An 18,692-nucleotide genomic window follows, 5' to 3' on the forward strand; every position below is an offset into this window, starting at 1 on the left:
ATCAAAGGAGAATTCTTATGACCAACCCGTTGCTCGCCCCATGGAACACCCCCTTCAATCTGCCGCCGTTTTCGGAAATATCTGACGATGATTTTGAGCCTGCTGTCGTTGAGACGATGACAAGAGCGCGCGCAGCGATTGACGCGATCGCCCAGAGCACCGAGCCGCCGACCTTCGTAAATACCATCGAAGCGCTTGAGCTTGCAGATGCTGAGTTGGGCCGGGTTCTGGGTGTGTTTTACAACCTCGCAGGAGCCGACAGCACCAAGAAACGCGAGGAGCTTCAGCGTGTTTTCTCACCCATGTTGGCGGAATACTCTAGCGACATCAGTATGAACGCGAAGCTGTTTGAGCGTGTGAATGATGTTTGGGAAAACCGAACCAAATTTGAGCTAACCAGCGAGCAGCAACGGGTGCTTGAGCTTACCCGCCGTGGATTTGTGCGGGCAGGAGCCGAGCTTAAAGGGGAGGGCCGCGAGCGACATCGTGAGGTAAAGGCGCGTTTGGCCGTTCTAGGGACGGAGTTCGCGCAGAACTTGCTTAAGGATGAGCGGGAATGGTTTATGCCCTTGGCCGAGGATGACTTGGCTGGTTTGCCCGATTTCGTTATTGCTTCGGCGCGAGCGGCAGGTGCAGAAAAGGGCGCAGATGGCCCCGTGGTTACTCTTTCGCGCTCGCTGATCGTACCGTTTCTTCAGTTCTCGGAAAGACGAGATTTGCGTAAGAAGGCCTATGAGGCATGGGTGGCTCGCGGCGCAAACGGCGGCGAGACGGATAATCGTAAAATCACAAGTGAGACCCTAAAACTGCGTGAAGAGCGCGCAAATTTGTTGGGATATGACAATTTTTCCGCTTACAAGCTTGAGACCGAAATGGCCAAAACGCCAGAAGCGGTGCGCGGTTTGCTTATGGATGTCTGGTCCAAAGCCAAGCCTGCAGCAGAAGCCGATAGCGCGATCTTGGAAGAGATGTTGATAGCGGATGGTGTGAACGGCCCGCTAGAGGCGTGGGATTGGCGCTATTACGCGGAGAAGCGTCGCTTGGCAGAGCACGATCTGGATGAGGCTGAACTCAAGCCATATTTCCAGTTGGATCGTATGATTGATGCTGCGTTCGACTGTGCGCATCGCTTGTTCGGTATTTCCGCGCGTGCGTTAGACGCTCCATTGTATCATCCCGATTGTCGCGCATGGGAGATCACGCGCAATGGAAAGCATTTGGCGGTATTCATCGGGGACTATTTCGCGCGTGGCTCCAAGCGTTCGGGGGCTTGGTGCTCAGCGATGCGAAGCCAAAAGAAACTGGGCGGTGATGTGCGGCCGATCGTTGTGAATGTGTGCAACTTTGCCAAACCCGCCGAAGGCGAACCCGCGCTTCTATCCTATGACGATGCACGCACGTTGTTTCACGAGTTCGGCCACGCGCTTCATCAAATGTTGTCCGATGTGACATACGAGAGCGTGTCCGGAACCTCAGTTGCGCGCGATTTCGTCGAGTTGCCAAGCCAGCTTTATGAACACTGGCTTGAGGTGCCAGAGGTTCTTGAGAAACACGCGCTTCATGCAGAGACAGGAGAGCCGATCCCCAAGGCTTTGCTAGAGCGTTTATTGGCTGCCCAAACCTACGACATGGGATTTTCGACCGTGGAGTATGTGGCGTCGGCATTGGTTGATCTGGAATTCCACAGTGGCCCCGCGCCCAGCGATACGATGGAAAAACAGAGCGAAATTCTATCGCAAATCGGAATGCCACATGCCATTAGGATGCGTCACGCAACGCCAGGCTTTGCGCATGTTTTTTCCGGCGACGGATATTCCAGCGCCTATTATAGCTATATGTGGTCCGAAGTGATGGACGCCGATGCGTTCCTTGCATTTGAAGAAGCGGGGGGGCCGTTCGATCCGAAGGTTGCCAAGAGCCTTGTGGAAAACATCCTCTCGATAGGTGGCTCTAAGGATCCAGAGGAACTCTATCTAGCGTTTCGGGGGCGGATGCCGAAAGTTGATGCGCTCTTAAAAGGGCGGGGACTGGCCTAGGGTATTAGTTGCGAATTTCTTCGGCCCCGACACCCCAAAGCGCGGTTTTCGGGGCCCATCCTTTGTACCCTGATGCACTCACTTCGCACCATGAGATTTCGCAATCCTGAAGCCGCGCAATCACCCCTTGTTTCAGGTGCGCGGTGACGGTGGCGTTTTCTTTGGGCTGGGCATAGATGCTTGTCATATCGTCTTTAATAACGACGGTGCGCACTCCTGAGAGTAGGCTGAAATGCACCCAGCCGCCAGCGCCATCCATATCCTGAACACGGCGCCAGTGGCCAAACTCTGCGGTGACTTGAAGCGGCATGTTGCGATGTTTGTAAACCCAATCAATACGATGGGTCAGGCTTGGTCCGCGGCGTACATTTGCTTCTGACGATTTCATGGAGACAAATCGTGGGATCGGGAGGTTCGTGACCGCTCCGCGCGCTTCCGCGAAACCGGGCTGAGCGATGAGAGTCAGCAATAGCGCCCCAACGAGGGAGCGAAAGAAGTGAGTGCTACGCATTCGGCGATCGCCCGTAAAATAATAATAACTGCTTCTGTCCGTCGGGTTCTTGTGCCCGATCGATACATCGGCCACCATAGAACGCAGAGCACAATAAGAAAAGGAAAGGGAGGCTGACTTGGCCGCTAAACGATTGAGTGTTGTTGTTACGCGACGGTTGCCAGCCGTAGTTGAGGCGCGCCTAAAAGAGTTGTTCGACACGACGTTGCGCGATGATGACACGCCGATGGGGCGCCGCGAACTCCTTGCTGCAATGCAGAGCGCGGATGTCTTGGTGCCGACCGTAACAGACAGAATCGACGCGTCGTTACTTGCGCAGGCCGGCGAGAAATTGCGGCTGATTGCGAACTACGGGGCAGGGGTCGATCACATCGACGTGGCGACGGCTCGCGAGCGCGGCATCCTTGTGTCAAACACGCCAGGAGTTGTGTCCGACGATACCGCCGACATCGCGATGATGCTTATCCTTGCGATCACCCGCCGCGTTCCTGAGGGTCTCAGGATGATGCAAGAAGGTGATTGGCGCGGCTGGACGCCGACCGCCATGCTTGGCGGGCGTATCTCGGGGATGAAACTCGGGATTCTCGGAATGGGGCAGATCGGGCGTGCTGTTGCGCGTCGGGCGTCGGCTTTCGGGATGGAAATCCACTATAACAATCGCAAACGCCTGCATCCCGAAGTTGAGGCCGATCTACGAGCGACGTGGTGGGAAAGCCTCGATCAGATGGTGGCACGGGTTGATGTTCTGTCGATCAACTGCCCTCATACGCCAAGCACCTATCACTTGATGAATGCGCGTAGGCTTAAGCTGATGAAACCCTCGGCAGTGATTGTGAATACATCACGTGGCGAAGTGATCGACGAGAACGCCCTAACACGGATGTTGCGCGCGGGCGAAATTGCGGGCGCAGGTTTGGACGTATTTGCGGATGGTGCGAACATCAATCCGCGCTTGCGTGCATTGGATAATGTCGCTTTGTTGCCGCATGTTGGTTCCGCCACGCGGGAAGGGCGGGTTGAGATGGGCGAGAAAGTTCTGATCAACATCAAGACATTTGATGATGGACACCGCCCGCCCGATCTCGTTGTGCCGAACGCTTATTGAATGCGGTGGCCTAGCCTTTTTCGGTAGGGCCGCCCGCTTTTTCCCAATCGCCAAAGCCACCAACATTGGTGACATTGGTAAAGCCCATGTCCACAAGCGTCTTGCCCGTAAGAGCAGCTTGCCCACCGAGCCCACAGACGAGACAAATCTCGGCGTCTTTCTTGAGGGCTTGGTTGTGGAATTGGCTGTTTTCATCAGCAGCAAATTCGATAAATCCGCGCGGAATGCGTAAGGCTCCTGCAATTGTGCCGGACTTGGCAATATCGCCAGAGTCGCGGACATCAATGAACAAGGCCTCATTTGAGGCATGCTTTTTGATACCGTCTTCCGAGGATACGCGGGGTACCACGGCGTTTGCATCGTCGAGATATTGTTGTGCGGTTTTCATAAAATCCTCTTTTCTGAATAGCCAAATCTGAATCGATAATGAATAGTACCGTAGGTCACAGTCAATGGAGGCACAACGTCATCATCTAGTTAGCGCCGATTTCGGCCGATGGCAGAGAATAATAACGAGGCAAGATCACGCATGGCAGAAATCACTGAGGGGCTGAAGGAAGCGTTTCTTCTGCTCGTCACATTTGATCGGGATTTGATCGACATCACGCTGCGCTCGCTTCAGGTCTCGCTGAGCGCGACGGTTATTGCTTCCTTGTTTGCACTTCCACTCGGAACATGGCTGGCAATTCGGCGGTTCCGGTTCCGACGATTGACCATCGCTGCACTCAACGCGCTTATGGGGTTGCCGCCCGTTGTGGTCGGGCTGGTTGTATACTTGATGTTGTCGCGGTCGGGGCCATTCGGTGTGCTGGGTTTGCTTTTCACACCGACGGCGATGATTGTTGCTCAGGTGATTATCATTACGCCGCTAATTGCATCCATAACGCATCAGTATATGCGCGACCTGTGGGCCGAGTATCATGATTTGCTGATTTCACTAAATACTTCGCCGCGGCAACGCATCGCGACGCTGTTATGGGATGGTCGGCGCGCATTATTGACGGCGGCGCTTGCGGGGTTCGGCCGTGCAATCGGAGAAGTCGGCGCAATCATCATCGTTGGCGGCAACATCGACCATGCTACCCGCGTCCTGACGACCGCAATTGCGCTTGAGACAGGCAAGGGGGATTTCGCGCTCGCGATGGGGCTTGGATTTGTTTTGATCGGTTTGGCGCTGTTTGTGAATATCTCGATCCATTGGCTAACCCGCACCGAAAAGGAGGGGCGCTGGTGACAGGTATTCTTCCACTTACCATAGAGCATGCGACCGTCAGGCGGCGCGGACGGCGCTTGATTGGCCCGATATCGCATGTGTTGTCCCCAGAGGGGCTGACGATTGTGATGGGGCCAAACGGCGCAGGAAAGACGAGCCTGTTGCGTATGATGCACGGTGTCGTGCGCCACTCCGAAGGGCAAGTTTCATGGGCACAACCACAGGAAATCGCCGAAAAGAAACAAGCGTTTGTGTTTCAGAGTCCGATAATGCTCAGACGCAGCGTACTCAAGAATTTGACCTACCCGCTGGAACTTATCAAGGCGCCCAATGCTCCTGATCGTGCGAGCGAATGGGCCGCGCGAATTGGTTTGGAAGATAAGCTTGAACTTCCCGCTCCGCGCCTGTCAGGTGGTGAGAAGCAAAAGCTGACCCTTGCGCGCGCGCTGATTCGTGGCCCTGAGGTCTTGTTTTTGGACGAGCCCTGCGCCAATCTCGACGGATCCGCGACCAAGGATATCGAAGCAATCCTGCACGAAGCCACCCAAGCGGGCACACGGATTGTTATGTCCACTCATGATATGGGGCAGGCGCGGCGATTGGCGACCGATGTGATTTTTATGCTCGGTGGTAAAATACACGAGAAGGGCACGGCGCAGTCCATATTTAGTGCGCCGGAACGTATTGAAACAAAGAGATTTTTGAGCGGAGAAATAGTCGAATGATGCGAACCTTATTTGCAGGGCTGGCCCTGATCGCGAGCATGAGTATGGCAAGCGCAGAGACCATTCGAATGGCGGTCACGACCTCTTTCCATAACTCTGGGCTGTCCGATATTTTGGTGCCAGCGATCAAAGAAGACCTCGGATTGGATGTTGAGTTGCTCGTCGTCGGCACGGGGCAAGCGCTTCGGCTGGGCGAAGCGGGCGATGTGGACGCAATCCTAGTACATTCGCGTAGCGCCGAAGAAGAATTTGTAGCGCAGGGGTATGGTCTGCATCGCCGTGAAATCATGTACAACGATTTCGTATTTATCGGGTCAAAGGACGACCCTGCCGACATTGCCGAGGCGCAGAGCGTTACAGATGTGCTCACGCGCATCGCAATATCCGAGTCGGTTTTTGTGAGCCGTGGGGACGATAGCGGCACCCACAAAAGGGAGCGCGCGCTTTGGGAAGAAGCGGGAATTGATCCTGCGGGAGATTGGCATCGCGAACTCGGAACGGGAATGGGCGGAACTCTAAACACTGCCGCAGGTATGAACGCGTATTTGGTTTCTGATCGGGCGAGCTGGCTGAATTTTGGAAACAAAGGTGATCTAGCCTTGCTGTATTCGGGCGATCATCGCTTGTTCAATCAGTATGCCTATCTGCCCGTAAATCCCGCGCTGCATCCGCATGTAAAGGCAGAGCTTGCCGCGTCGCTTGAGGAATGGCTTGTTGGGGATCACGCGAAATCGCTGATTAATGACTACGAAATCAACGGCGAAACGCTCTTTACCTTCAATGCGCAGAATTGATTAACAGCTTGAGTCTAAGACATTTCTGCCCAAGAAATGGCTGATTTTGCAAGAGCGCCGCTGGATGAATTCAAATTTGGAATAGCCAATTCGCTTTTCAAATCGCAGCCGCATATCAGCACTCTTTGTTTGTCATTGAGGCTAAAAACGAATATCGGAACCTAGCAAGTTGCGAGATTATTTTGAGGGATGAACAGGAGAAACCATGATCAAATTTGCTAAACCAATTGCCGCCGCTGCCGCTCTGGCGCTTGTTGCTGGATCTGCTGCTTTTGCGGAGACACGCGTTACGTATAAATCTGCCAAAGCAGCTTCGTCATATTATCAGATGGGCGTCCAGATTTCCGAGGCGTTGAAGGCAGGAACCGATGGCGAGATCATCGTAACCGTCGAAGAAAGCCAAGGTTCGACCCAAAACGTGATGGAAGTTCGCGCGCGCGGGGCTGACTATGTCTTTACGACTCCTCCTTCGTTGGTAAGCCTTGCGCAAGAAGGCAAAGCGATGTTCGAGGGCAAGGGCGACCCTGCGTTTGACGAAATCAGAGCGTTGTTCCCTATTCCGTCGCTGACAATGCATTTCGTGGTTGCGGATTCTGCCGGCATCACGGATTTCGCTGGTCTTGAAGGTAAATCGATCCTTCTGGGTAAGGGTTCGTTTGGCGCGACAGAAGGCGAGAAATACCTTGGACTGTTTGGTCTCGAGGGCAAAGTTGATATCGCTGATGTTGAGTTGTCCGGTGCTGTTCAGGCGCTAAAGAACGGTCAGATTGACGGCTTTGTCACTGCGGGTTCCTATCCTGCGCCGAACGTGATTGAGGCGGCGGCATCAACCGGCGTTACCGTTCTTTCACTGACTGACGAGCAGATCGAAGCAACCAAGCGTACACGCCTGACAATCCCTGCTGGTACTTATGCGGGTCAAACTGAGGACATCGCCACGACATCGTTGCCTGTTGTTGCCTTCACGACAACAAAAATGGACGATGATACTGCCTATGCCCTGACCAAAACGTTCTGGGAAAACAAAGCCGCAATGGGCGAGACAGCTGGCTGGTGGAACGGTGTTGATGAAACGCTGATGGCGAACATCACGACCAAGCTTCACGCTGGTGCGGTAAAGTACTACGAAGAAGCGGGTTTTGAGCTGACTGACGCTCAGAAATAATAATTCAGAAATCACTATTCAGAATGGCCGGCGATGCGTCGGCCATTTTTTCGGCCCAAGGATTACGAGAATGATTGATATCCAGAACCCTCTCCCTCTTCGTTTGTTCTGGCTGGTTTTGGCCGCAGTTATGGTCATTTTCCATATCGGCCTTGTGTTCTGGGGGCTGGTCCCGAATTTGGTGAGCCGCCCATTACACCTCGCTTTCGTATTGCCTTGGGTGTTCGTTTATAACGCCCGCACAACGACCGAGCTCATTACAGGGGTCATATTCTCAATTGGGGGCGTCGCTGCCTCCATCTGGATTGCATTGAACCACGATATGCTGGGCGATCAATACGGATTTCTTGAAGGGCGTTTTCAGTTATTCATCGCCGTCGTGCTTCTCGTTTGCGTAATTGAAGCTGCGCGCCGCGCTATCGGGTGGCCGCTCCCTACGGTGGCGGCACTTGCGTTGATATATGCCCTGTTCGGAAGCCATATTCCGGGCGAGTTCGGACACTCTGGTACGCCGATCAACAGCTTTCTCGGCACACTCACAATTGCCGAAGGCGGTATTTGGGGAAGCCTGACCGCCGTTTCGGTAGGCGTTGTAGCTATTTTCGTAATCTTCGGCGCGTTCCTAAATGCGGGCGAAGCGGGGCAAGGCTTCATGAATGTCGCTGCTGCTGCGGCGGGGCGGCTTAAGGGCGGTGCTGCCAAGGTGTCGGTTATTTCCTCTGCGCTGTTTGGTTCGATCTCAGGTTCGGCCTCGGCCAACGTTGCCTCAACGGGCGCGATCACCTTACCTGCCATGACCAAACTGGGTTATCCCAAGCGCCTAGCAGCCGCCGTCGAGTCCGTCGCCTCTTCGGGAGGGCAGATCATGCCGCCATTGATGGGGGCAGGGGCGTTCGTGATGGTTGAACTAACAGGCGTTCCCTACACTGGGATCATGGCGGCGGCGATCCTTCCTGCGATCCTTTTCTTTGTTGCAGTCTGGATGGGGATCAACGCATACGCGCGCCGTTTTGATCTGCGTGGCATCGACAAGAGTGAACAGCCCGCAGCGCGCGATGTGCTCATTACTTCGGCCTTCTTTCTGATACCTTTTTCGGTACTGCTTTGGTCAATGTTCGTTGCTGGTTACACGCCACAATACGCGGCATGTTTGGCAATTCTGGCGGGCGCGGTGCTCTTGTTCTTTAATCGCTCGGGCCGTTTTGACCCGCAGTTGATCGCCGAGCGTTTCTCTAATGCTCTACTCAATTCTGCCAAGCAGATGTCTATGATTGCGGCGATTATCTTCTGTGCGTCGATCATCATCGGGGTGCTGTCAATCACGGGGCTGGGCGTAAAAATCACCTCTCTCATTCTATCGGGTTCGGGCGGGTTGCTCTGGCCATCGCTGCTATTGACCGCGCTTGCTTGCTTGATCCTCGGAATGGAGGTTCCAACCACCGCCGCATATGTGATTTGCGTTTCGGTGGCGGGGCCCGCGCTCATTCAGCAGGGGCTTGAGCCGCTACAGGCGCACTTGTTCGTGTTCTGGTTTGCACTTCTATCTACCATCACACCGCCTGTCTGTGGGGCCGTATTTATCGCCGCAGGTATGATCGGTGAAAACTGGCTTAAGGTTGCGCTTACTGCGATGAGCTTGGGTGTGGGGCTCTACATCATTCCACTTGGGATGATTGCCGACCCGAACATCCTCAAGTTGACAGAGTCGCCGCTGCTTGCGATCCTAGCGTTTCTGCGCATGGGCGTTGGGCTTAGTTTGGTAAGCTATGGGTTGATAGCCGCGCGGGCACCATGGGCCAAGAATGCGCTTACGCTCTCGGGCCTTTTGGTGGTGTTCGCTGGATTGCTATTCTAGGCGGCCAGCACCACCGGTAGTGTCGCCGGGCCGCGGAAGGCAAACCCCTTAAGCGCTACTTCTGGATTCGGTGCGAGGGCCATGTTTGGAAAGCGGTCAAACAGCATCGGTAGGGCAATCTTGCTGGCCAGCAAGCGATACACGCCGCCGCCAAGGCACTGATGCGCACCGTCGCCGAATGTCTGGTTGCGGTGTAGCGGGCGGGTGATGTCGAATTTTTCGGGGTTTTCCCAGATGTCTTCATCGCGGTTAGCCGAAGCCTGTACCGCCATGACAGTTTCGCCTTCGGGAATGAGAAACCCTCGCATAACCAGTGATTTTTTGACTATTCGTGGGCTGGCCTGAATCGGAGCAACCCAACGGAGTCCTTCTTCACATGCCGCCTCCCAATCCGCGTTCTGGATACAGTTCTGGAGTTGCTCGGCGTTGCTAAGCAGACCCAACATTGTGGACGCTAGCGCGTCGCGCGTTTCCAGAACGGCACCGCCGATACATATTTTCATGTTGGTCTGAATCTGGCTAAGCGGCAGGGCGTCTGCCTGATTTGCCATGGCGGAAAGTGCCGACCCATCGGGGGAGTTGCGGTGCGCGGCGATCATCTCGTCGAAGTGCGCGTTCATCTCGTCGTTTGCGCGATCGCTGACCTCGAATATTGCAGGATCAAAGCTTGCATTCATCGCACCCCGAACCAGCGCATTTGCCCATGAAAAGAGGGTTTTATCGTCCACTCTTAGTCCAAGAACGTGTCGCAAGTATCCCGCACTCAACGGAGTGCAAAAATCGGCAACGAGGTCCGCAGTTTTGTTGTGCTTTAACCCGTCAAGCAGACCTTCCGCGATATTTGCAAAGTTGCCTTCCCATTTTTGCAAACCGTTCGCTTCAAGGGGCGGTTCCATTGCTCGGCGTTCGCGAATATGGGGGCAGCCATCCTTGCGCATAAGGGTATGACCGCCAAAAGCACGCTGCATTGGCGTTGTCGTGTCATATGATCCGAAATGCTCGGCATCGGTTTTAACGCGAAAGGTGTCTTGGGCTTTGGTAAATAGGATTCTACCGTTCAGCGCCTGAATGCGGGCGATGGGCATCGTTTGGCGAAGGCGTGCGTAAACGGCTTCTGGATTGTCGTTCAGCATCTCTAACGTGGTGATGGTATCCGTCGGGACATCCGCACCGTTTTTCGTTGCATCAGACATCGGGCGTTGTCTCAATTGTGATTTCGGTAGTTAGAGAATTGCTGACGGTACAGATGGCCTTGGCTTGTTTCACAATCTTCTGAAGCTGCTCTTCGTCATCCACAAAATCGCCAATTACAGTGATATGTGCTTTGGCGAGGCGCCCAGGAAGGTCAGTTGATTTCGCACCATCCACTTGAACTGTGAAAGGGCGTAGCGATGCTTTTTGCGATGCTGCAGTGATCTCGATTGATTTGGCAATGCAGGACGCAAGCGACGCCAAGAGCGTATCGACAGGCGAGTTTACAGGCGGATATTCGGTTGCCTCAGACGGATCGCCATATGCGTATCGAAGTGTATCCGTGCTATCATACAAAACAAAAACGGGGCCGAAGGACTTGGGTTTGAGTTTTACCGCCATTGCAGGCTCCTGCGTTAGAAGAGAAGGTTAGGTAGGAAGAGTGCCAGCATCGGAAAGAGCGTCAGGATGAAGATCGCGAACAGATGGATGATCCAGTAAGGAACCGTCGCCTTTGCCACACGACCTAAGCTAACCTCGTTATTGGTAAGCGCCGTCAAGACCGAAAGGTTCAGCCCGACGGGTGGCGTTATCTGACCGATTTCGATGACGATGGTAATTACAACACCAATCCAGATCGGGTCGAAGCCCAGACCGGTGAGAAGTGGAAACACAACTGGCAGCGTCATAATCATCAGCGAAAGGCCGTCAAAGAAGCACCCCATCACAAGGTATATCAGTACGACGATCAGCAACACGCTATATGTTCCAAGCCCGCTATCGGCGACGACTTCAAGCACCTGTTGCGGTATGCCGAGAATACTGACGGACTGAGCAAGGATCGTTGCGCCAAGGACCAAAAATCCTACGGCAGAAAACAGCAGAACCGAATTATATACCGCGTCGATTAGCTTGGAGAATGTGAGATCCCCCCAGATTGTCGAGATAGCTATGGCCAGTACAACGCCGACGCCAGCTGCTTCTGTTGGGGTTGCCAGACCGCCGACAATCGTGCCGATTACCGCGAAGATGAGGGCAAGTAGGGGCCATATTTGCCTAAAGCCCGCAAGGATTTCCCAGAATGTGCTGACTTGCGTATCACGTGGCGCAATGGCGGGATTGCGGATGCATTTCACCAGCAGGTATCCCATGAAGAGACTCCCGACCAGAAAGCCGGGAATGATGCCCGCAGCAAACAGTCGGCCAATCGACGTTTCCGTGAGCGCGCCATAAATCAGGAACGAAAGGCTTGGCGGGATCAACAGACCCAGCGTACCGCCCCCCGCGAGACTTCCGACAACGGTGTCCTTGTCATAGCCACGCTTGGACATCTCGGGGTAGGCGACCGAGCCGACAGCAGCGGCTGTCGAGAGGCTAGAGCCGCTAACGGCGCCAAACAGGGTGCATACCGCGATGTTGGTATGCAGCAGGCCGCCAGGCACTCTGCGAAAGAGGGGGGAGAATGCAGAATAGGCCTTCTCGCTAATCCCGCTGCGCAACAAGATTTCGCCTAGCAGAATGAACATCGGAACCGCACTCAAGGTGAAGGAATTAAAGACGTTCCATATGGCATCCACCGCAAGCGACGTCGCGCCGTTCGAGAAGAAATGCAGGATAATGAGGCCGGTAATGCCAAGTGCAGCCCCAAGCGCCATGCCCGTGCTCGCTGTGGCGACGATGCCGCCGATAAGAGTCAGCCAAAATGTCACTAGGGGGCTCCGTCGGACTGGGGCAGTTCAAGTTCGTTCTCTTGGGGTGGCGTTACAATTCCTAGCAGTTGCGCCACTAGGATTATTCCAGTCAATCCAAGCGACAACGGCATGAGTGCCATCCATGGATAGAGCAATATGCGTGTTGTTTCTGTCTTGAGGTTGCGTTTGAAAGCGAACTCAAGCCAAGGAATTGACTCCCAGATGAGCCAGCCGAAAAACGCGATCGCGATCAACAGACCAAGGGCGCGGATGGTCGCGAGGGCGGCTCCGCTTAGCTGATTGGTAATCAGCGCAACACTCACGTGTTTCGATTTGAGCGTTACCATAGGTAGGCCGAGAAACAGTGAGACGCTCAAAAGCAATCCGACGACTTCTTCGGTTATGTGCACAGGAGAATTGGCAAACTTGCGCATCATGACGCTTGTCACAATGATGCCAACGATGGCGGTCATTCCCACCGCCGCGAGGGCCGCGCACGCAAGGGCCAGCCATTCCAGCCCCTGCGCGACGCTCTTATTAAACGAGTTCGCCATTGCGACCGCTTAGCGTCCCAATGCTTCGAGAACGCGCTCGCGATAAGCTGGCGCGTTGCCGCCGGCCTCTTCTGCGAGCATTTTCCATGTCTCAGTCACTGAGGACACAACGAGTTCACGATCCTCATCCGAGAAATCTTCTCCCCAGACAACGCCGCCTTCTGCGAGGGTTTCGCGGGCTTCCATTTCAAGCTCTAGGTCTTTCTCGTATTGATTTGTCCGATCCCAGAGATCCTCAGCCGCATTAGTGATCGCTGCCTTTACATCCTCATCGGTTTTTTCCCAACGGTCCGTGGCGACGCCAATCACATATGGGCCAGAGGCCATAGGATAGATGTAGGAGGCATATTTCGCGACTTCTTGTAGGGAAACTGTATGAGCATAGAGCGCAGGATAGAGCGCGCAATCTACGACGCCAGTTTTCATCGCAACATACATTTCTTCTTGTGGAATGATCTGTGCGGCAACACCGAGGCGCGTGAATGTCTCCACCTGATCACGGGCCCAAACGCGGAGCTTCTTGGATTTTAATCCTTCGAGCGTATTCACAGGCTCATCCCGACAGAAAACAGAAACCGAGAGCATAGGGATTGCGACATAACCAACCGAGGTCACGTCCCACTCAGAGAATTCCTCTTCGTAAATCTCGCGCACTGTTGGGAGCACTTTTTCGAATTCTTCAGCCGAACCAATCGTGCCCTGAACAACAACAGAGCTAAGGGCAGGGGCGTCGCGCCCGAGATAGTTCGCCCACATCAGGCTCATTTCAACCGCTCCGCGCGGAAGGAAGCGCAGCGTGTCGGTGTTGGGCAAACCAAGCGATCCACCGGAGTAGAGCTTTAGGCTCGTGTCGCCATCAAGGGCCGCGTTAACTTCTTCTACGAATTGCTCCATCTGCGCGGTTTCGGGGCGTGTTTCCGGAAGAAAATTGTTGAAGCGCCATTCTTCAGCACCCGCGCTTGTGACGGTTAATCCAAGGCCAGCAAAGCCGATCGCCAGATTTTTGGTAATAACATTCATCGGGAATCCTCCATGGGAATTAAGTCGGGGTTCAATCTCGGTTAACATCAGCTTACCGCGCCGTGCGAGAGTTTGCCATTCGTGATTTTGCTGGTTGGATGGAATTGCCCGACGAAAATGCGCGAGGTTAAACTTGTGCGGCGCGATGGTGCTTGCACAGGAGGGCTTTGAAATTTGCTGTGTAAGAAATTGTTGCTAGGCAGGTGATGGCCAAATTTACCTTTCTAGAACGCAAAAAGGCCCGCCAGTTTAGTGGCGGGCCTTCGCTGGAAATTCGTTATTACATCTTCGGAGTAAACACCGCATCAGTCACGTGGATTACGCCATTTGATTGCTTGACGTCGGCGATTGTAACTGTCGCTTTGGCACCGTTTTCGTCTTCGAGTACGATGCTATCGCCTTCGTTGTAAGCTTGCAGCGTACAGCCTCCGAGTGTGGGAACTGCGTGCTTGCCGCCATCGTCCGTGATCATGCCTTGAAGCGCGTCTGCCATCACAGCTTTGCCGACTACATGGCAAGTGAGGACAGTTGTGAGAAGCTCTTTGTTCTCAGGCTTAAGGAGCGTGTCAACGGTACCTTCAGGGAGCGCAGCGAAGGCTTCGTTGGTTGGGGCAAATACTGTGAAAGGTCCGTCACCCATCAGTGTTTCGGCTAGACCTGCTGCTTTAACGGCGGCAACCAATGTTGTGTGATCCGCAGAGTTCAGTGCATTTTCGACGATGTTCTTATCGGCGAACATTTCAGCACCACCTACCATCGGGTTTTCAGTGGAGTGATCGTCGGCAAAAACCGCACCAGAAGAAGCAAGAAGAGTCGTGGCAATAAGGGCAGATTTAAGAATGTTCATTTTGGTGTTCCTTTTTTACTAATGAACCGAACAGCGTGTCCGGAGATAAAAGGAACCACGAGAGCGCGTGGCGGAAAGTTTCAGCCGAGGCAAATTTTTTTAAAATTATTTTTAGATTAACAGAATTTCACCGCTCGCGACGACATCACCCGTTGGGGTTCCATCCGGCGATCCGCCCAACGGTTCGTCGGTAATGGCGATTGTGCCATCTTCGAATATCGCCAAGAGGTCACCAGAAAGACTAATGGTACCGTTCGGCTCTTGGGGTAGGACACCAAGTGAGATAGGAGCTTCGGCATCTTTGGCGATGAGCCAAAGTTCCAAAGAGCGGCCCGTCGGCGCGTCACCCGCTTGGCGTTCAAAGACAAGCTCGTCGGAATCCGCCTCTAGTACGACACGAACAAAGAGCGATTGATCTTGAGAGGCCACGTTGGAGTGATAACCTGGTCTGTGCACGGTTGGGTCGGATTGCGGCAGGAACGCCAGTAGCAGTACCGCCAAAAGGCTTGCGACAAGAACGCCGCCGCCAAAGGATGTCCGCAGCCAAGTGCCAAAAGATTTTTTCTGCGCAGGGAACAGGGTTGCGTCGATCCGCTCCTTAACGCGAGGCGGAGGAGGGATTGCTGTGAAATCATCCGCTAAAGGAATAAGGTTTTCGTCCCAATCGCGCAGCAATGCCCGCAGTTGAGGCTCTGCGGCTAACCGGTGCTCGAACGCACGACGGGCTTCTGCATCCAAGAGGTGCAACGCATATTCCCCAACAAGGGCAACATCGTCGTTATGTTCCACGGTTTCCGTCATCGGCTCAGACATTCTTTCAGTTTTAGCAAGCTGCGTCGCAGCCAAGTTCTCATCGTATTTATTGGCACCTCAAATCGCTCGGCCAACTCCTGATAGCTCTCACCTTCGAGATAGGCACCGCGCACGGCGTCGCCGCGATCAGTTTCCAACTCGTTCAGGCAGGCATCGATCTGCCCCCGCTCGGATGCGGCCATTGCGGCCTCTTCCGGATTAGGGCCGCTGTCACTTAGGTTAGGGACAGCGTCGATGTCGGTCGTTGGCGCCTTTCGTGCGCGAAGTTTATCAATCGCCAAATTCCGCGTGAGGGTAATTAGCCACGTCATCGGACTGTAGCCGTTAGATGCATAGCCGTTTGCCTTCTGCCAAATTCTGACGAAGGCCTCTTGCAATGCTTCTTCTGCTTCTGCCCTATTCTTTAAGATACGTAGACAAACGCCAAAAAGTTTCGCGCTTGTGGCCTCATAAAGGGAATTGAACGCCGAGCGGTCTCCGATACCGACACGTACAATCATTTCTTCGATGTCTGAGATCGTAGTCATGTTGTCCTTGCGTTTCTGGGCTTCCGAACAGTAGCAGCCGTGCTTCCTTCGTCAATCTATCACCCAGTGACAAATGCAATTCTATCTGCGCTTTGAGAAAATAGAGTTGTGTGTAATACCTTAAGATAGATTGCTCAGAGAATTAATTAATGACTCCGAACGCCCTCTTGGGGAGCGTTTATTTATTCAGGGGACGAGGAATGGACACCGTTATTAACGCCATTAATGGCGTACTTTGGAACTTCGTGTTGATTTACGGTTTGCTTGGTGCGGGCCTGTTTTTCACAATTCGTCTGGGTGGCATCCAGTTTGTTCATTTTCGCGAGATGTTGCGGGTCATAACCGCACCGGCTAGCAAGGATAAACGAGGGATATCTCCTTTTCAGGCCCTAACCGTCAGCCTTGCTTCGCGGGTCGGGACGGGAAACCTTGCTGGCGTTGCCGTCGCGCTTACACTGGGTGGTCCTGGGGCGATCTTCTGGATGTGGATGGTGGCCCTTGTTGGGATGGCAACGGCATATGCCGAGAGTTCGCTTGCTCAGGTCTACAAGATCACGACAAAGGAGGGCCGACATCGCGGCGGACCTGCGTTCTATATTTCCAAGGGACTAAACGCGCCGTGGGCAGGGACGATATTTTCCATCTGTCTCATCGTAAGTTTCGGACTCATCTTCGTGGCCGTACAGGCGAACTCCATCGCCGAGGCATTTAACGGCTCGTTTGGAGTACCCAAAATCGTTGTTGGTGTAGTGGTCGCCGTAATGGCGGGATTCGTCATTTTTGGGGGTATCCGCTCAATCGCGAAAGTCGCGCAGGTATTGGTCCCCGTCATGGCAGGAGCCTATCTACTTCTGGCCGTCGTGGTCATGGCGTTCAACTTGACCGAAGTACCACAAATGATCTGGTTGATCATTTCCAGCGCGCTGGGCCTTCAGGAGGCCGTCGGCGGTGTCACGGGCGGGGTAATGGCCGCAGCGTTGAATGGTATAAAGCGCGGTCTATTCTCGAACGAAGCAGGTATGGGCTCCGCACCGAACATTGCCGCGGTGGCAACCCCTGTGCCGCACCATCCAGCAAGCCAAGGGTTCGTGCAGGCCTTCGGTTGTTTTGTGGATACAATCCTTGTTTCAACCGCGACTGCGCTCTTGATCCTGTTGTCTGGTGTCTTGGGCACCAACGAACTGACTGGCATGCAGCTGACCCAAAGCGCTCTTGAGGCGCACGTTGGCGTAGCTGGCGGATATTTCGTAGCGATTGCGATCTTATTCTTCGCGTTCACTTCCATTTTGGGGAATTACTCATATGCGGAAAACGCCTTGGCGTTCCTCAAGCTAAACAAACCAATGCCAATCACTATTCTGCGCCTTGGATGTCTTGCGATGGTCGCGTGGGGGTCAATTCAATCCGTGAGTACAGTGTTTAACTTTGCGGATGCCGCGATGGGAACTATGGCAGTTATCAACCTGACGGCGATCCTCTTGCTCTCGGGGACTGTGTATAAACTGACGAAGGATTATTTCACGCAACGCAACGCGGGAGCCGATCCACGGTTTGATGCCTCAAAGTACCCAGAACTAGGAGATGGTGTGGATCGTACCGTTTGGACCGCCGAGGACAAGATACATGGCTAGGGTTTATGATGCGCAGACGCTTCAGGGGATCGTTGACAGCATTGCCGAGCGCATGGTCGGCGAGGTTGAGCGGGGTGTTGTGGCCAATTACATTCCCGAACTGGCGACTGTTAACCTGAACCAGTTTGGCATCGCGATCGTTTTGGCGAATGGCGAGGTGATCTGTGCGGGCGATGCCGAGGTTCCGTTTTCAATCCAGAGTATCTCTAAAGTTCTAACCTTGACGCTCGCTTTGGAGCGTTGCGGCGCCACCCTTTGGCAACGGGTTGGACGGGAACCTTCGGGTGATCCATTCAACTCCATTATTCAGCTTGAATATGAAAAGGGCGTGCCAAGAAATCCGTTCATCAATGCGGGCGCGATTGTAACCGCTGACGTTGTTCTCGAAGGGCAGAAGCCAGATCAAGCCGTAGATCAAATCCTTGATTTATGTCGAAGAGCGGCTGGCGATGACGATATCTTTGTTGATCAGAATGTGGCCAAATCCGAGGCGCAAACTGGCCACCGAAACAGGGCGCTGGCTCAGTTTATTTCTGCCGAGAACAACCTTAGATGCACCGTCGAAGATACTCTGTCTGTCTACTTTCGTCAGTGCAGTATCGCGATGTCCTGCCGCCAACTTGCGCACTTGGGTAGATATCTTGCCTTGGGCGGCCAACTTGCCGAAACGGACGATGCTATCATTACCCAAGAGCGCACCCGCCGCATCCTCGCCCTGATGATGACGTGCGGGGCATATGATGCTTCCGGGGATTTCGCGTTTCGGATTGGGATACCCGCAAAAACGGGTGTCGGCGGTGGAATCCTCGGGATCGTACCAGGCGTTGCCTCGGTCGCTGCGTGGTGCCCCGGATTGGATAATAAGGGAAACTCCCTTCTGGCCACACGCGCACTTGATGACCTTGTGCGCCAAGCGGGTTGGTCACTTTTTACCGGTGATGTGCACTTTAGTTTGGAAGAGTAGCGCGCGGTCGGTGCACTGCTGAATAGTGGATATTGCGACATTTTGATCGC

Annotated in this window: 19 protein-coding genes; 9 read left to right on the forward strand and 10 right to left on the reverse strand. The window is 54.0% G+C overall.

Annotated elements, in window-relative coordinates; genetic code table 11:
* Positions 1–17 precede the first annotated feature (17 nt).
* Entirely contained in the window at positions 18–2,036 is a 2,019-nt protein-coding gene (locus tag ACFE33_RS05395) for a M3 family metallopeptidase (RefSeq protein ID WP_380057874.1), read from the forward strand.
* A 4-nt stretch (positions 2,037–2,040) separates the two neighbouring features.
* Here the strand turns inward: ACFE33_RS05395 and ACFE33_RS05400 are convergent, their stop codons facing one another.
* Positions 2,041–2,547, reverse strand: coding sequence for an SH3 domain-containing protein (locus ACFE33_RS05400; RefSeq protein WP_380057875.1), 507 nt, complete (start codon positions 2,545–2,547; stop codon positions 2,041–2,043).
* 118 nt (positions 2,548–2,665) lie between these two features.
* On the opposite strand from ACFE33_RS05400, the gene ACFE33_RS05405 reads away from it, so the two are divergent.
* Positions 2,666–3,652, forward strand: coding sequence for a 2-hydroxyacid dehydrogenase (locus tag ACFE33_RS05405; protein ID WP_380057876.1), 987 nt, complete (start codon positions 2,666–2,668; stop codon positions 3,650–3,652).
* Positions 3,653–3,662: 10 nt separating this feature from the next.
* Here ACFE33_RS05405 and ACFE33_RS05410 read toward each other — a convergent pair whose 3' ends face one another.
* Positions 3,663–4,040 carry a rhodanese-like domain-containing protein gene (locus tag ACFE33_RS05410; protein ID WP_380057877.1) on the reverse strand — a complete coding sequence of 126 codons (378 nt, stop codon included), beginning with the start codon at positions 4,038–4,040 and terminating at the stop codon, positions 3,663–3,665.
* Between the two features lie 141 nt (positions 4,041–4,181).
* Between ACFE33_RS05410 and ACFE33_RS05415 the strand changes: the two genes are divergently transcribed.
* The 5 genes from ACFE33_RS05415 (at position 4,182) to ACFE33_RS05435 (ending at position 9,404) form a co-directional block, all read left to right on the forward strand.
* Positions 4,182–4,886: an ABC transporter permease gene (locus ACFE33_RS05415; protein ID WP_380057879.1), complete on the forward strand. Its 705-nt coding sequence runs from the start codon at positions 4,182–4,184 to the stop codon at positions 4,884–4,886.
* Positions 4,880–5,590 carry an ATP-binding cassette domain-containing protein gene (locus ACFE33_RS05420; protein ID WP_380058658.1) on the forward strand — a complete coding sequence of 237 codons (711 nt, stop codon included), beginning with the start codon at positions 4,880–4,882 and terminating at the stop codon, positions 5,588–5,590. Before ACFE33_RS05415 ends, ACFE33_RS05420 begins: the two co-directional genes overlap by 7 nt.
* Positions 5,587–6,384, forward strand: coding sequence for a substrate-binding domain-containing protein (locus tag ACFE33_RS05425; protein WP_380057881.1), 798 nt, complete (start codon positions 5,587–5,589; stop codon positions 6,382–6,384). Before ACFE33_RS05420 ends, ACFE33_RS05425 begins: the two co-directional genes overlap by 4 nt.
* Positions 6,385–6,589: 205 nt before the next feature.
* Entirely contained in the window at positions 6,590–7,549 is a 960-nt protein-coding gene (locus ACFE33_RS05430) for a TAXI family TRAP transporter solute-binding subunit (RefSeq protein ID WP_380057882.1), read from the forward strand.
* A 70-nt stretch (positions 7,550–7,619) separates the two neighbouring features.
* Positions 7,620–9,404, forward strand: coding sequence for a TRAP transporter permease (locus tag ACFE33_RS05435; RefSeq protein ID WP_380057884.1), 1,785 nt, complete (start codon positions 7,620–7,622; stop codon positions 9,402–9,404).
* On the opposite strand, the gene ACFE33_RS05440 is transcribed toward ACFE33_RS05435, so the two are convergent.
* The 8 genes from ACFE33_RS05440 to ACFE33_RS05475 form a co-directional block, all read right to left on the reverse strand.
* Positions 9,401–10,597 carry a cytochrome P450 gene (locus tag ACFE33_RS05440; RefSeq protein WP_380057885.1) on the reverse strand — a complete coding sequence of 399 codons (1,197 nt, stop codon included), beginning with the start codon at positions 10,595–10,597 and terminating at the stop codon, positions 9,401–9,403. The two genes, ACFE33_RS05435 and ACFE33_RS05440, sit on opposite strands and share 4 nt — an antisense overlap.
* On the reverse strand, positions 10,590–10,997 hold the full coding sequence (locus ACFE33_RS05445; protein ID WP_380057887.1) for an OsmC family protein: 408 nt from the start codon (positions 10,995–10,997) through the stop codon (positions 10,590–10,592). Before ACFE33_RS05445 ends, ACFE33_RS05440 begins: the two co-directional genes overlap by 8 nt.
* Before the next feature lie 14 nt (positions 10,998–11,011).
* Positions 11,012–12,304: a TRAP transporter large permease gene (locus ACFE33_RS05450; protein ID WP_380057889.1), complete on the reverse strand. Its 1,293-nt coding sequence runs from the start codon at positions 12,302–12,304 to the stop codon at positions 11,012–11,014.
* Positions 12,304–12,840, reverse strand: coding sequence for a TRAP transporter small permease (locus ACFE33_RS05455; protein WP_380057891.1), 537 nt, complete (start codon positions 12,838–12,840; stop codon positions 12,304–12,306). The genes ACFE33_RS05450 and ACFE33_RS05455 overlap by 1 nt, the downstream gene beginning before the upstream one ends.
* Before the next feature lie 9 nt (positions 12,841–12,849).
* Positions 12,850–13,860 carry a TRAP transporter substrate-binding protein DctP gene (dctP, locus tag ACFE33_RS05460; RefSeq protein ID WP_380057893.1) on the reverse strand — a complete coding sequence of 337 codons (1,011 nt, stop codon included), beginning with the start codon at positions 13,858–13,860 and terminating at the stop codon, positions 12,850–12,852.
* A 280-nt stretch (positions 13,861–14,140) separates the two neighbouring features.
* On the reverse strand, positions 14,141–14,707 hold the full coding sequence (locus ACFE33_RS05465; RefSeq protein ID WP_380057895.1) for a fasciclin domain-containing protein: 567 nt from the start codon (positions 14,705–14,707) through the stop codon (positions 14,141–14,143).
* Positions 14,708–14,818: 111 nt separating this feature from the next.
* The gene (locus tag ACFE33_RS05470; protein ID WP_380057897.1) at positions 14,819–15,520 is read right to left on the reverse strand and encodes an anti-sigma factor domain-containing protein; all 702 of its coding nucleotides are present in this window, start codon (positions 15,518–15,520) and stop codon (positions 14,819–14,821) included.
* Entirely contained in the window at positions 15,505–16,047 is a 543-nt protein-coding gene (locus tag ACFE33_RS05475; protein ID WP_380057898.1) for a sigma-70 family RNA polymerase sigma factor, read from the reverse strand. The genes ACFE33_RS05470 and ACFE33_RS05475 overlap by 16 nt, the downstream gene beginning before the upstream one ends.
* A gap of 200 nt (positions 16,048–16,247) precedes the next feature.
* Here ACFE33_RS05475 and ACFE33_RS05480 point away from each other — a divergent pair, with 200 nt between their 5' ends.
* Both ACFE33_RS05480 and ACFE33_RS05485 read left to right on the forward strand, forming a co-directional pair.
* The gene (locus ACFE33_RS05480) at positions 16,248–17,678 is read left to right on the forward strand and encodes an alanine/glycine:cation symporter family protein (protein ID WP_380057900.1); all 1,431 of its coding nucleotides are present in this window, start codon (positions 16,248–16,250) and stop codon (positions 17,676–17,678) included.
* Positions 17,671–18,642, forward strand: a complete 972-nt coding sequence (locus ACFE33_RS05485) for a glutaminase (RefSeq protein ID WP_380057901.1) — start codon at positions 17,671–17,673, stop codon at positions 18,640–18,642. The genes ACFE33_RS05480 and ACFE33_RS05485 overlap by 8 nt, the downstream gene beginning before the upstream one ends.
* The last annotated feature ends 50 nt before the right edge of the window (positions 18,643–18,692 follow it).

This window comes from Falsihalocynthiibacter sp. SS001 (assembly GCF_042445055.1).
Lineage (GTDB): Bacteria > Pseudomonadota > Alphaproteobacteria > Rhodobacterales > Rhodobacteraceae > Falsihalocynthiibacter.

Bases quoted from the DNA above. Each gene is read 5' to 3' on its own strand.
- ACFE33_RS05395 (WP_380057874.1), top strand. From the start codon at position 18: ATGACCAACCCGTTGCTCGCCCCATGGAACACCCCCTTCAATCTGCCG.
- ACFE33_RS05400 (WP_380057875.1), bottom strand. From the start codon at position 2,547: ATGCGTAGCACTCACTTCTTTCGCTCCCTCGTTGGGGCGCTATTGCTG.
- ACFE33_RS05410 (WP_380057877.1), bottom strand. From the start codon at position 4,040: ATGAAAACCGCACAACAATATCTCGACGATGCAAACGCCGTGGTACCC.
- ACFE33_RS05415 (WP_380057879.1), top strand. From the start codon at position 4,182: ATGGCAGAAATCACTGAGGGGCTGAAGGAAGCGTTTCTTCTGCTCGTC.
- ACFE33_RS05425 (WP_380057881.1), top strand. From the start codon at position 5,587: ATGATGCGAACCTTATTTGCAGGGCTGGCCCTGATCGCGAGCATGAGT.
- ACFE33_RS05430 (WP_380057882.1), top strand. From the start codon at position 6,590: ATGATCAAATTTGCTAAACCAATTGCCGCCGCTGCCGCTCTGGCGCTT.
- ACFE33_RS05435 (WP_380057884.1), top strand. From the start codon at position 7,620: ATGATTGATATCCAGAACCCTCTCCCTCTTCGTTTGTTCTGGCTGGTT.
- ACFE33_RS05440 (WP_380057885.1), bottom strand. From the start codon at position 10,597: ATGTCTGATGCAACGAAAAACGGTGCGGATGTCCCGACGGATACCATC.
- ACFE33_RS05445 (WP_380057887.1), bottom strand. From the start codon at position 10,997: ATGGCGGTAAAACTCAAACCCAAGTCCTTCGGCCCCGTTTTTGTTTTG.
- ACFE33_RS05455 (WP_380057891.1), bottom strand. From the start codon at position 12,840: ATGGCGAACTCGTTTAATAAGAGCGTCGCGCAGGGGCTGGAATGGCTG.
- dctP (WP_380057893.1), bottom strand. From the start codon at position 13,860: ATGAATGTTATTACCAAAAATCTGGCGATCGGCTTTGCTGGCCTTGGA.
- ACFE33_RS05465 (WP_380057895.1), bottom strand. From the start codon at position 14,707: ATGAACATTCTTAAATCTGCCCTTATTGCCACGACTCTTCTTGCTTCT.
- ACFE33_RS05470 (WP_380057897.1), bottom strand. From the start codon at position 15,520: ATGTCTGAGCCGATGACGGAAACCGTGGAACATAACGACGATGTTGCC.
- ACFE33_RS05475 (WP_380057898.1), bottom strand. From the start codon at position 16,047: ATGACTACGATCTCAGACATCGAAGAAATGATTGTACGTGTCGGTATC.
- ACFE33_RS05480 (WP_380057900.1), top strand. From the start codon at position 16,248: ATGGACACCGTTATTAACGCCATTAATGGCGTACTTTGGAACTTCGTG.
- ACFE33_RS05485 (WP_380057901.1), top strand. From the start codon at position 17,671: ATGGCTAGGGTTTATGATGCGCAGACGCTTCAGGGGATCGTTGACAGC.